Below are 13,341 nucleotides of genomic sequence, written 5' to 3'. Positions count from 1 at the left end.
AAGCGGGGCGTGCAGATGCGGCGATGCCTTCGACCGACCAGAGCAAGACAAAACTCCGCTCGCGGCTCTGTTTCCGCCCTTGCGTCCGGTCTTATCGGGTTCTTCGCGGCCCTGCCCGCCCAGGCACAATGCGCGCCCGATCCGCCCGGAGCCGGGGCGATCGTGACCTGCTCGGGCACGGATGCTGATGGTTTTGCAGCGCCGGCCAACACACCCGTCACCATCACTGTCGCGCCGGGCGCGACCGTCCAGCAGGCTCCGGGGACCGGTCAGGCCATCACCTTCGGGCTGAACACTGCCGGAAACCTGCTCAACAATAATGGCTCGATCATCGCATCCGGAAGCGCTGCCACGTCCCTCACCGGCGTGGCCTTCTCGTCCGGAACCGGGGCCGGGCCGAGCATTTTCAACAATCTCGGCATCATCTCCGCGACGAATGCCGGTGCCGGCAATGCGCTCGGCATGTCCTTCCTGCAGGGCAATGCGGCCTCGACCATCCAGATCGTCAATGCCGCTGGTGCGACGATCGCCGGGACGACGACGGGAGGCGGCGCAGGCATAGGCGTGAACCAGAGTTTTGCCGCCGGCGCTTCGTCGCGCGCGCTGGTGATCGACAATAGCGGGATCATCCGCGGATCGACCAATGGCATCGCTGCCGGCACCGGCGCCTCCAGCGCAGCTCAGACCATCACAGTCAACAACGGCGTCGGCGGCGCGGCCGCGCAGATCAATGGCGGAACCGGCCCCGCCATCACCTTTGCCGGCAACGGCCTCAATACCGTCAACAATCTCGCCACGGGCACGATCAACGGCGATATCGTCAGCACCGGGAACGCGCCCCTCGTCATCGACAATTCTGGCACCATCAACGGCAACGTCAGCCAGGGCAACGGCGCCGACACCTTCATCATGCGCGGCGGCGTGGTGAACGGCACCGTCGATCAGGGCAGTGGCCCCGGGGACGGCGTCGACCGCTTCGTGATGACCGGCGGCACGATCAACGGCAACGTCAACCAGGGCGGCGAACTCGATTTCGCGACGATCTCCGGCGGCGTCATCACTGGTGGCCTGAACGAAGGCGATTTCGTCACGATCACCGGCGGCCAGATCGGCTCGATCGACATGACGCTCGCCAACAACGTGGTAACCATGTCGGGCGGCCTTGTCGTCACGAACGTGCTGGCGGCCCAGAACAACGACACGCTCAACCTGTCCGGCGGGCGCATCGGGGGCTTCGTCAATTTCGGCAATGGCAACAACGTCTTCAACATCTCGGGCGGCAGCGTCGGCGGTTTCCTGCTCAGCGGAAACGGCGCCGACACGGTGAACTGGACCGGCGGCGTGCTCGAATCCGGCTTCCGGCTGGGCGCGGGCAACGACGTCGCGACCTTCACCGGTCTGACCGCCGCGAATATCGTCCCGGCCGCGATCATCGACGGCGGCCCGGGCATCGATCGGCTGACCTGGATCAACACGAGCGCGACCGGCGTCGCCCGTTTCATCAACTGGGAGCTGATCGAGCTCACCAACAACTCGCAGCTGACCTTTGCCAGCACGCTGACGCTCGGCGATGCCGGCACCGGCACGGGCACGCTGTCGATCGACGCGACCAGCACAGTCTTCGCCGGGAATGGCGTGCATGCGATCGCACCCTTCACGCCGGGCCAGCTGGTGACGGTCAGCAATGCGGGCACGATCGACCTGACCAACGGCCCGGCCGCGGCAAGCGACAGCCTCACCATCATTGGCAATTATGCCGGCCAGAACGCCCGGATGCGGTTGCAGACGGTGCTGGGCGACAGCGCCTCGCCATCGGACCAGTTGATCGTCTCCGGCGGATCGGCGAGCGGGCAGACCGGGATCACGATCCTCAACCTCGGCGGAACCGGCGCACTGACATTCGGCAGCGGCATCAAGGTGGTCGACACGCTCAATGGCGCGACGACCGCAGCCGGAGCCTTCACACAGGCTGGGCCGATTGCGGCCGGCGCCTTCGAATACGCGCTCTATCGCGGCGGCATCGCGGCCGGCACCGAGCAGAACTGGTATCTCCGCTCCACCCTACCCCCGCCGACCACCGGGGTGCCGCAACCGCAACTGGCTGTGGGCGCCGAGGGCGCCATCCTGGCGCCGTCGCCAGGGGCGCCGACGATTGCAACCCCGGACGGGCCGGTGGTCGCGCTTTATCGTCCTGAAGTCGCGACCAACGCGATCACGCCCGCGACCGCGCGCATGGTCGCGCTCGGCACGCTCGGAACCTTTCACGAGCGCCAGGGCGACCAGGACCTGCTGCAGGGAAGCGGCATCGCATCCGCCGGATGGGGGCGCATCTTCGGCCAGCAACGCGAACAGCGCTTCTCCGGCGATGTCAGTCCGGAGTTCAAGGGCAGCATCATCGGGCTGCAGACCGGCCTCGATCTCTACGGAATTGACTGGCCAAGCGGCCACCGCGACCGGTTCGGTGCCTTTTTCGGCTATGGACGGGCCGAGGGCGACGTGCGCGGTTTTGCCCTTGGGCAATTGCGCGCCTCCACCGGCAAGCTCGGGCTCGATTCCTACAGCCTCGGCGCCTACTGGACCCATATCGGGCCGACCGGCTGGTATCTCGACACCGTCCTGATGAACAGTTGGCTCGACGGCACGCCCCGTTCCGACCGCGGCATCCGGTCGGACACCGACGGCACTGTCTTCACCGGCTCGGTCGAGGCCGGCTACCCGATCGCGCTCGGCGGCGGCTTTATCCTGGAGCCGCAGGGCCAGCTCATCTGGCAGCGCACATCGCTCGACCGGACGAGGGATCTGTTCTCGGCGATCAGCCAGGACAGCAGCAACGCGCTGACAGGCCGGATCGGCGCACGACTGCGCGGCAGCCTGCTCTGGGGCACGACCGAGATCAGGCCCTATCTTACCGCCAATCTCTGGCGCAGCTTCGGCGGCAGCGACAAGACGCTGTTCGACACCAACCTGATCACGACACAGCGCGGCGCGACCGCCTTCGAAATCGGCGGCGGCGTCACCGCGCAGGTCACGCAAGCCGTCAGCCTCTACGCCAAGGCGAGCTACCTGACGAATGCCGATTCGAACCATAGCCGGGGCTTCGGCGGCAATGTCGGGCTGCGCGTGACCTGGTAGCGGCGCTCGAGGCCTGACATCCGCCGCAGCCCGTGCGCCCGGCCCACCCGGACGTGGACATCACTCGCTCGGCGTCAGCGGAGCCGGGTTCGCCCCATGACCGTCGAAAAGCCCCGCCTGGAGAGGCGGGGCTTCCAGACAGGGCGCAAAGCCCGGGGTGGTGGGCCGTTACATCTTGTAGATGTCGCGATCCTTGGTCTCCGGCAGGAAGATCAGGCCGATGATGAAGGTCATCATCGCGATGATGATTGGATACCACAGGCCCGAGAAGATGTTGCCGGTGGCCACCACGATGGCGAAAGCGGTGGGGGGCAGGAAGCCGCCGAACCAGCCATTGCCGATGTGATAGGGCAGCGACATGCCCGTATACCGAATGCGTGTCGGGAAGAGCTCGACGAGCAGCGCGGCGATCGGCCCGTAGACCATCGTCACGAAGATCACGAGAAGGAACAGCAGGCCGACCAGGGTCAGTGCCCGGCTATCCGAGAACAGGACTCCCAGCGACTGAACCTTCAGGATCGATGCATCGCCGACCTTGGGGTACCCGGCGGCATAAGCGGCATCGACGATGGCCGCCCCTGCCTTCTCCCCGGGATTGGCGACATCGGTTCCATTCACTTTGACGGCGACCGGCGTGCCGGCCGCGCCGGGCTTCAGCTCATAGTGCATCGAGGTCGATGCGAGCGTGCGCCGGACGAGATCGCAGGGCGCCGTGAAGACGCGCACGCCGACCGGGTCGAACAGCGAGCCGCAGGTTGCGGGATCGGCGGTGATGTCGATCTTCACACTCTCCGTCGCAGACACCAGCTTCGGATTGGCAACGGTGGCGATTTTGGTGAAGAGCGGGAAATAGCTCAGCGCCGCGATCAGCAATCCAGCCAGCAGAACCGGCTTGCGGCCGATTTTGTCCGACAAGCTGCCGAAGAAGACGAAGAAGGGTGTGCCGAGCAAAAGCGCCAAGGCCAGGATCAGATAGGTCGTGGTCGCGTCGACCTTCAGCGTCTGCGTGAGGAAGATGAGCGCATAAAATTGCCCGGCATACCAGACGACCGCCTGGCCCGCCGTGCCGCCGAGCAGCGCGATGATCGCGATCCTGGCGTTGGACCAGGTGCCGAACGCCTCGGTGAGCGGGGCCTTCGACTGGCTCCCTTCTTCCTTCATGCGTTGGAAAGCAGGCGATTCAGCGAGCTGCAACCGGATCCAGATGGAAAATCCGAGCAGGATGATCGAGAGCAGGAACGGCACGCGCCAGCCCCAAGCGTTGAAAGCTTCCGTCGACATGCTGAAGCGCAGCCCCAGGATGACCGCCAGCGCCAGGAAGAGTCCGAAGGTTGCGGTGATCTGAATCCAGCTCGTGTAGAAACCGCGTCGGCCCTGCGGGGCGTGTTCGGCGACATAGGTCGCGGCGCCGCCATATTCGCCGCCAAGCGCCAGGCCCTGCAGCAGGCGACAGATGATAAAGGCAATCGGGGCTGCGATACCGATCGTGGCATAGCCAGGCAGGAGGCCGACGAGGAAGGTCGCGAGGCCCATGATCGTCATGGTGACGAGGAAGGTGTATTTGCGGCCGATCAAATCGCCGACTCGGCCGAATACGAGCGCGCCGAACGGCCGCACGGCGAAACCGGCTGCGAAGCTGAAGAGCACGAAGATGAATTTTGCCGTATCGTTGTCGCCGGGTACGAAACTGGCGGCGATGTTCGCGGCGAGCGGGATGGTGAGGTAGAAATCGTACCATTCGAAGACCGTGCCGGCCGACGAGGCGATGATGACCTTGCGTTCTTCCCTGGACATCGGGCGGGGCGCGTCGGCTGCCCCCGGTGTTTGCGCTGCCACGCTCATGACGCAACCTCCCCTGTTCAATCCCCCGCAGCCTGACTATTCGGGCTGGATCAAACGATTGCCTGACATTGGCGCTTGCGCAATCCGGCACTTAGTCTTGCGCCAATTGTCGTACGACTAGGCTCAGATCTCGATGATCAGAACCGCAAGATGACGGCTGCGGCGACACAGATGGCAGAAAGGAAAGTGTGGGCGTATCAAGTCGTAGGCTGTGGCGATGCATCTCCAATCCTTGAGCTTTGCGAAGAGATTCTCGAGCTTGTGGCGCTGACGACAGAGCGCCCTGTCGTAGGGGTACGGGATTTCCGGCTTCGGCTCGACGGAATGCAGGGTCGATGCCTCCAGCGGAACGCGGCGCTATCGTAGCCGCGGCAGCGAGCACGAGGCTTGTGCCCTTCGCGCGCCTTGATGGTTCATCAGGATGCCGCAGCGCGACTATGCAGATCGTTCAAATCCGGTCGCATACGATAGAGAATCTCGCAGCCCTACGTCGCTCGACCATACGGCCGGATCGAGGATTGAGACGGGCTTCTTCGGGACGCCCTGACGCCGATCACGTTCCACCTTCCTGGCTGGTGCCATGCGGCCTAAGCTGCGGCATCGGAGGAGATTGAATGATGGCTACCCTGGAACGAGCGATCGGGATTGCGGCGGAGGCCCATGCCGGCCAACTCGACAAGACCGGCGCGCCCTATATCGCCCATCCGATGCGGCTGATGGCGCGCTTTCTGGCAGGCGGGAACGAAGAATCGGCGATCATCGCGGCGCTCCACGATGTCGTCCAGGATTCGAAATGGACACTCGACGACCTGCATCGCGAAGGCTTTTCACCCGAGATCCTGTCCGCCATCGAGGGCCTGACCCGGCGCGACGGCGAGGAATATGTGGATTATATCCGCCGCGCCGCCGGACACCCGCTGGCCCGCTTCGTCAAGGAAGCCGATATCCGGGACAACCTGGCGGAAGAGCGGATGAACAAGGTCTATGACCGCGAGAGGCTTTTCAATAAATATTCCGCGGGGTTACGCACTATCGCTGAAACACCGCTTAAACGGTAGAACTCCACCCGATCGAGTAGCCGTCGCCCCCGGAGGCGACGACGCCTTGGCGTCTTCGCATCGGCTTTCCCGAAAACCGCAACCCACATTTCGGGCCGAGGCCGGAGCCCTCAGCCATTGCTGGCGAAGCGCGTGCCGCGCGGATCGCCCTCCGGCAGGACCTCGGGTTGCTTCCAGACCACGCCGTTCGGAGTCGGGATCGGCGTCATCGTCAGCTGATATTGCGGCTGGCCCCGGAAATTCGGATCGCCCGGCTGCTCGCTTTGGATCTGGTAGCGCAGCAGCATCGCGAAATCCTCATGCGCCGTGTTGTGACAGTGGCTGACATAAGCGCCGCCGAATTCCCCGAAGCGCACCTGGAACTTGACCCGGCCGGAGGGCCGCAGCCGCCAGACATCCTTGCGCACCAGCCGCTCCGTTGCGGGGATCGGCGCACCGCCGCGATCGATGGTGACGCCTTCCTCGAAATGCAGGTGGATCGGATGATCCCAGCCGCCGCCGCCATTGATCACCGTCCAGTGCTCGACCTCACCCGGTTTCGGGATCAGGAGCGAGATGCGATTGGCATTCAGCGAATGCGCGTTCTCGCCATTGATCTTGATCGTCCAGGGGAAGCTCGCGATGTCGCCGCATTCAGGGATGCACTGGCCATCCGCGCCCCGTGAATCGCCGCTGCCGGAACGTCCGAACTCGATCACCCGTTCGCGCACCGGGGCGACGATCGGGATCTGGGTGGTCAGCGTCTTCGTTCCCGTGCGCCAGTCGGGGTCGGCGAAGTTCGCGCTGCGATCGGCATCGAGCGGGTTGCCGGCGTTGTAGAGCTTGCCGGGATTGTCGACGCTCTGGAGCTGGTTCACCACCCGGAACTCGAGGAAGGGGCCGATGCAGGGGTCGTCGTCGTCGCCCTTGAAGGCCGAAGCCATCGAGACCGGGCCCTTGGGCAGGCGCCCGTCGGTCTGCTTCAGCAGGTTGACGAGATAGACGCTGTCGCCGGGCTCGAAGGCGGCGAAATCGACGACGATGTCGAAACGCTCGGCAACGCCCATCTCGTCGGTCTCGGTCAGGGCAATCGGGTTGACCAGCAGGTTGCCGTCATTGGCGATGAAGTAGAACGGCACATTGGTCATCCGCGCAAAGCGCCGGCTCTTGTTGACGGCGAGCGCCAGCTTCATGAACCGCGCCATCGCCGCATTCAGGATGCGGAAACGATAGCGCCGCGGCAGCACCTCGAAATAGGGGTAATAGATGCCGTTGACGCAGAGCATGTCGCCGAGGAAGCCGTCGGTGTCGAAGATGTCGAAGCGGGCCTGGCCATTGGCGTCGAAGGCGGGGTTCGAGACCGCCAGATTCACGTCGAAGTCGAGATTGCCCCATTTCAGCTGCGAGCCGCTCGGCAGCCGCAGGTTGATGCCGTCGTTCAGATCCTCGCGGCCGCGATCGGGGCCGCTATAGATGTTGCACAGTCCGAAAATGCCCTTGTGCACGTTCTCGGCGGTGAAGAAGAAGCGGTGGTCGTGGAACCAGAGGCTGCTCTGGATCTCGCGGAAATCGCCGGGGACCTGGACCAGGCCCTCGCGATCATCCGGCCCCGAGCATTTGCGAGCATAGTCGCGGTCTCCGGTCGGCCAGACATTCGGCATGTCGCGCCGGGCCATCGCCATGGCCCAGTGGTAATCGTAGAAGGTGCCGGGGAAATGATAGGCGTTGCAGGCGCCGTCGCTTTCAGCGCCGTTATGGGCGTTGTGCAGATGGATCGAGATCTCGTTCCGCCCAAAGCCGCCATTCCTGGTCCGGTCGACCGGCAGGTCGTTATAGATCCGGGTCAGGATCGGCTCGCCATAGCGCGCCTTGATCAGGGTCGGCCGCCCGATGCCGGTGCGCAGGCCGGCGGCCCGCCCCTCGCGGCCAGGTGCGCGCGGCCCGAAGGTCCACATCGAGGTCGCCGCCTGCTCGGGCATGCCGTCGCAGAAATAGCAACCGGCCTTGACCTGTCCGAGCGAGAGCAAATAGCCCTTTTTGGGATAGAGTTCCTCCCAGCGCTGATGCGCGAAGAACTCGCCGGGCGGGCGGCCCTCGAACGGCCCGGCATTGGTCACCGGGTTGCGGTAGAGCCCACCGCCTGAACTGGTGAAATCGGTGTGGTAGGAGAAATTCTTCGCCGGCAGTTCCTGCGCACCCGAGGCCCCGCCCCAGGCCGCATCGCCATTCGCCATGCGCGTCAGCGGCACGGGTTTCAGCACCTCGGGGCGCGGCATCAGGTCATGGAACTTGTCGACACCGAAGGTCGGGCTGCGCGGCGCGCCCGTCGGCACCTGGGCATAAGCGCTCCTGGCGAAGGGGCTCAGCCCGTTCTTGGCGATCAGCAGGCCGCCCGCCGTGAAATAGCCCCAGCGCAGCAAATCGCGCTTGGTGATCTCGCCGACCGACAGCGCCTTGACGATCTCCAGCCGGTTCTCGAGAGCACGCTGCGCCTCCCTCAGCCGCAAACCCTTGGTCAGACGCGGTAGATACATGCCGGCCTCCCCCAATGCCGCAGCTGCGGCAGAATTACCGTACCGGTGATAGCTTGAGGGGGCCGCGAATTGTAGAGAAGATAGTCCGGCGATCCGTGCGGCGAAGGTCAGACCGCGAATCTATACTTACGATGGGGTCGCGACAGCGCTCTGCACAGCACGGCGCCATTCACGGATCGATGCCCGGATTCAGAGCGGGCTTTCTACCCTCGACCGCCGCATCCGCCCCCGTCCCGACGGCGCGCCCGGTCCCGCAGGACAGGTGGTCGGGGCGGCCTCTTCCAGAAGGCGGGCTCCCCGAACACTCCCGTGGCCTGCTCTCAGAGCCTGTCGGCGTCGATCACCGCCTGGGCGAAGGGCTGCGGCGCTTCCTGCGGCGGATTATGGCCGATGCCGCCGGTGAAGAGCCGGTGCTCGTATTTGCCGGTGAAGCGCTTCGCATAGGCCGCGGGCTCGAGATGCGGTGCGCCATTGGCATCGCCTTCGATGGTGATCGTCGGCACGCCGATCGACGGAAACGTAGCGAGCCGCTTCTCGAGCTCATCATATTGCGGCTCGCCCGCGGCGAGGCTGAGACGCCAGCGGTAATTATGGATCGAGATCGCGACATGGTCGGGGTTGTCGAAGGCTGTGGCCGAGCGCGCGAACGTCGCGTCGTCAAAGGCCCATTTCGGCGAGGCCAGTTCCCAGATCAGATGTGCGAAGTCATGCGTGTATTTCGCGTACCCCGCCTGCCCGCGCTCAGTCGCGAAATAATACTGGTACCACCATTGCAGTTCGGCCTTCGGCGGCAGAGGCGCCTTGTTCGCCTCCTGGCTGCCGATGAGATAGCCGCTCACCGAAACCATCGCCTTGCAGCGTTCCGGCCAGAGTGCGGCGACAATATTGGCCGTCCGCGCGCCCCAGTCATAGCCGGCGATCACCGCCTGCTTGATCTTCAGCGCGTCCATCAAGGCGATGAGGTCGCGGGCGAGCGCCGCCTGCTGGCCGTTTCGCGGCGTGCCTTCACTGAGGAAACGCGTTGTTCCGTAACCGCGCAGATAGGGCACGATCACGCGGCAGCCGGCCCCGGCGAGAATGGGGGCGACCTCGACATAACTATGGATGTCATAGGGCCAGCCATGCAGCAGCAGCACCGGCGGGCCGTCCGCTGGGCCGGCCTCGGCATAGCCGACCTCGAGAACGCCGGCCGTGATCCGCTTCAGCGGGGCAAACGAGGCCTGCGCGCGCTGCCCCGTGGCTGCCGCAGGGGCGGCGGGAGACGGGCTGGTCTGGGCGCGGGCGCCGCCGATCGCACCGAACGGGGCAAGTGCTGCGCCGAGCGCCAGGGTGCCGAGAAAACTCCTCCGGGGATGATCGATTTCGTCCGACATGGCTCGCTTCCCGTTTGCCTGAATTGCAGGGAGATGAAGCTGGTCCGCTGTACCCGACTCGTGTCGCCGCGCCCCGCGATTGAAAGCGCGCGTAGGATCAGGCGGTCGCGATACAGAGCGATACAGTTCGCCGCCGGCCGCCATGCGAGGGATACCATAGCCGATGCTCGCAGGCAGCGCGCCCGCGACGGCGACAAGCTCTCCTAGTCGTGCGCGAGCTCCAGGCTCCCGGCCCAAACAGGCCGATGCACGGGATTGGCCTGGCTCCCGATCGTGACCTTGCCGAAATGCCTTTCGTCGGCATCCCCATCGAAACCGCCCCCCCCAGCCATGGCGCATGAAGATCTCCACCGCGTCCAACCGGGAGGTGATCAGGCCGGGAGCGTTGCCGTCGCGATCACCGCTCGAGCCCCTTGGCCACCAGCTGACCTATCCACTTGAGCTCGCATTCACCTCCGGAAGCAAAGCAGCCGCAACCGACCTGCTCCAGCATTTCAAACCGCGTGGGCACCGGCGGCAGCTGGATGGTGCGCATTCCGGATCGCAGAAGACGATGGCGGCGCAGTCAGCGCCATGCGCCGAGCGCGAGGCAATCAGCGGGCAATCCCCCTCTTGCAAGGTGTCCCACGCCGCCCTGCAAGCAACCACGCTCTTGAGAACGGGCATTAAGCAAACGGGCCGCTTCTGGTGAAAAGCAGAAGCGGCCCTTGGGTTCGGAGAACGCCCGTCGTGGTGCTGCGCGTTGCAGCTGGTCGGGCTCAGATCGAGCGCAGCGATGTCACCAGAACCGCGCGACCGATCCGACCGTTGCCGTCCTGCTAGTCTCGTGCCCTGGCGTTCGCTTCCCGCAATCTCCGCTGGTCCGCGGCTGCCAACTGAGAGGGTCCGAGATCGACGGTCAGCCTTTCGATCTTGCCGTCGAATGCAAACGGCACCTGATAGTCGTTGTCATTGACCCCGGTGCGCGTATCGACGCCGACGTCGAAGGTCTCGTCGGAGACCTGCAGGAATGCGATCGAGTTGGCCTGCTTCCCGGTGGCGACGACCTTGCCGTCCACCTTCAGCTCGCCGCTGCCTCCCTTGGCGATGCCGGGACCGGCATAGGTGTATTCGAACACGATCATGTGCTTGCCTGGGGTGAGCACATCCGCGCCCTCCCAGCGATATTGGGCAAGGATCAGCATGTTGTAGTTGAACACCGGCTTGCCATTGAGCAGGTACAGTCCCCATCCACCCCAACGCCCGCCGGTGGTGGCGAGCATGCCGTTGCCGCCGCCCTGGGGAACGTCAACCTCGGCGGTGATCTTGTAGGATCTGCCGATGACGTTTGGCGAATTGGCCGTGGGGATACCGGAGTTCACGCCGGTATAGGTGAACACCGTCTGGCCCGCGGTGGCGCTCGGTCGCGGCTCGACCGCTCGTGCGAAGGATCTGTTGTCCAGCGGCAGCACGTTGTATTTAGCGGCCTCCTGGACGAACAGCTTCTGCATCTCCTTCAGCTTGCCCGGCATCTTTGCGGCGAGATCGTTGGCCTGAGAGTAATCCTCCGCCAGATTGTACAGCTCCCATTTGTACTCGTTGATCGGCGGCAGGGGCGCGTTCAAGATCCAGGGGCCATGAGGTGGTGTCGTATTGGCGTACCAGCCGTCATTGTAGATGCCGCGGTTGGCGATCATTTCGAAATACTGGGTCTTTCGCTTCGAGGGCGCATTCGCATTGGCCTTGTCGAAGGTGTAGGCCATGCTCACGCCTTCGATCGGCTTTTGCTTGATCCCGTTGACCGTCTGCGGCGCCTTGATGCGGGTCGCTTCCAGGATCGTCGGCACGATATCGATGATGTGGTGGAACTGGTTGCGGATGCCGCCGGGGTCGTTGATATGGCCCGGCCAGCTGATCGCCAGGCCTTGACGCGTGCCGCCGAAATGCGAGGCGATCTGCTTGGTATATTTGAACGGCGTGTCAAAAGCCCACGACCACGCGACAGCCATGTGCGGGTACGTGGCCGCCGAGCCCCAGCTGTCGTAGAATTTCATCTGCTCTGCGAGGGGGAAGTCGAGGATGCCGTTATAGGACGTCCACTGGTTGGGCGTGCCGGACAGCGTTCCTTCGGGGCTCGTGCCATTGTCGCCGACGATGTAGATGATCAGCGTATTGTCGAGTTTGCCCATGTCCTCGATCTGCTGGATCACGCGGCCGATTTCGTTGTCGGTATAAGCAGCGTAGCCGGCGAAGACTTCGGCCTGGCGGGCGAACAATTTCTTCTGATCGGGTGACAGGCTATCCCATTTCGGCAGGCTGTCTGGCCAATCGGTGAGCTTCGCATTCGCAGGGATCACCCCCAGGCGCTTCTGATTGGCGAAGATCTCGTCGCGCATGGCATTCCAGCCCATGTCGAACTTGCCCTTGAACTTGTCGATCCACTCCTGCGTCGGGTTGTGCGGCGAGTGGGTTCCGCCAGGGGCGTAGTAAATGAAGAACGGCGTGTCGTGCGCAGCAGCGTCAAGCTGCTTCATGCGCGTGATGGCTTCATCCGCCATATCGGTGATGAGGTTGTAGCCGGGCTTGCCGACCCACGGGAAAATCTGGGTGTGGTCACGGAACAGATAGGGCGTCCACTGGTCCGTCTCTCCGCCCTGGAAACCGTAGAAGTAGTCGAAGCCCATGCCTGACGGCCATTGATCATAGGGGCCGGCAACGCTGTACTGGAAATCCGGCGTGTTGTGGTTCTTGCCGAACCACGAGGTTGGATAGCCGTTACCCTTGAGAATGGCGCCGATCGTCGCGTTATCCGCACCGATGATCGAGTCGTAGCCGGGGAATCCGGTCGATAATTCGGTGATCACGCCGTTTCCCGTCGAATGGTGGTTGCGGCCGGTGAGCAGGGCCGCGCGGGTCGGCGAACACAGGGCAGTCGAGTTGAACTGGGTGTAGCGCAGGCCCGCCTTTGCGACGCGGTCAAGCGCCGGCGTGGGGACGACGCCGCCAAAAGTCCCGCTGACGCCATAGCCCTGATCGTCGGTCATGATCAGCAGCACGTTGGGTGCGCCCTTGGGCGGGGCCACGCGCGGCGGCCACCAGACCTTCGATCCCTCGAGGGTTTCCTTGATCACACCGCCGAACTTGGGAGGCGGCGCCGGGAGTTGCTTGCCATCGAGGGTGATCGTCGCGCTCGGCTGGCCAAGCGTGCCGTTGATCTGCTGGGCCGTCGCCCTCGACAAGTAACTTGATCCAATCAGGAGGCTCAATGCACTCGCTATTCCAGTGCCGATCCGCAAATAGTGACCCGTCTTCATGATCTGCCACTCCAGAATTTGGGAGCCACGATGCGGCTTGCTTTCGAAGCGCAAAGAGGCCTAACAATTTTAGGTCAATCTCTTGATTTCGCCCATCCATCACTCAGAAATCGAACATTTTCACGATTGA

7 protein-coding genes are annotated in these 13,341 nt (G+C 64.1%); 3 read left to right on the top strand and 4 right to left on the bottom strand.

Annotated features, from left to right (window positions below):
* Positions 1-162 precede the first annotated feature (162 nt).
* Complete coding sequence (locus AB4099_RS08670; protein WP_441477754.1) at positions 163-3,132, top strand: autotransporter family protein; 2,970 nt, start codon at positions 163-165, stop codon at positions 3,130-3,132.
* A gap of 168 nt (positions 3,133-3,300) precedes the next feature.
* Here the strand turns inward: AB4099_RS08670 and AB4099_RS08665 are convergent, their stop codons facing one another.
* On the bottom strand, positions 3,301-4,974 hold the full coding sequence (locus AB4099_RS08665; protein ID WP_441477753.1) for an MFS transporter: 1,674 nt from the start codon (positions 4,972-4,974) through the stop codon (positions 3,301-3,303).
* Positions 4,975-5,588: 614 nt separating this feature from the next.
* Here AB4099_RS08665 and AB4099_RS08660 point away from each other — a divergent pair.
* Positions 5,589-6,032 carry an HD domain-containing protein gene (locus AB4099_RS08660; protein WP_441477752.1) on the top strand — a complete coding sequence of 148 codons (444 nt, stop codon included), beginning with the start codon at positions 5,589-5,591 and terminating at the stop codon, positions 6,030-6,032.
* Positions 6,033-6,142: 110 nt separating this feature from the next.
* Here AB4099_RS08660 and AB4099_RS08655 read toward each other — a convergent pair whose 3' ends face one another.
* Together AB4099_RS08655 and AB4099_RS08650 are read right to left on the bottom strand one after the other, a co-directional pair.
* Entirely contained in the window at positions 6,143-8,545 is a 2,403-nt protein-coding gene (locus tag AB4099_RS08655; protein WP_113516659.1) for a multicopper oxidase family protein, read from the bottom strand.
* 320 nt (positions 8,546-8,865) lie between these two features.
* Positions 8,866-9,918, bottom strand: coding sequence for an alpha/beta fold hydrolase (locus AB4099_RS08650; protein ID WP_113516658.1), 1,053 nt, complete (start codon positions 9,916-9,918; stop codon positions 8,866-8,868).
* Between the two features lie 337 nt (positions 9,919-10,255).
* On the opposite strand from AB4099_RS08650, the gene AB4099_RS08645 reads away from it, so the two are divergent.
* Positions 10,256-10,609 carry a hypothetical protein gene (locus AB4099_RS08645; protein WP_441477751.1) on the top strand — a complete coding sequence of 118 codons (354 nt, stop codon included), beginning with the start codon at positions 10,256-10,258 and terminating at the stop codon, positions 10,607-10,609.
* Positions 10,610-10,736: 127 nt separating this feature from the next.
* On the opposite strand, the gene AB4099_RS08640 is transcribed toward AB4099_RS08645, so the two are convergent.
* Positions 10,737-13,211 carry an arylsulfatase gene (locus AB4099_RS08640; protein ID WP_441477750.1) on the bottom strand — a complete coding sequence of 825 codons (2,475 nt, stop codon included), beginning with the start codon at positions 13,209-13,211 and terminating at the stop codon, positions 10,737-10,739.
* Between the last annotated feature and the right edge of the window lie 130 nt (positions 13,212-13,341).

The sequence above is a fragment of the Allobosea sp. 2KB_26 genome (genome assembly GCF_052115715.1).
Taxonomy (GTDB): Bacteria; Pseudomonadota; Alphaproteobacteria; order Rhizobiales; family Beijerinckiaceae; genus Allobosea.
This window is presented reverse-complemented; position numbering and strand designations above follow the sequence as displayed.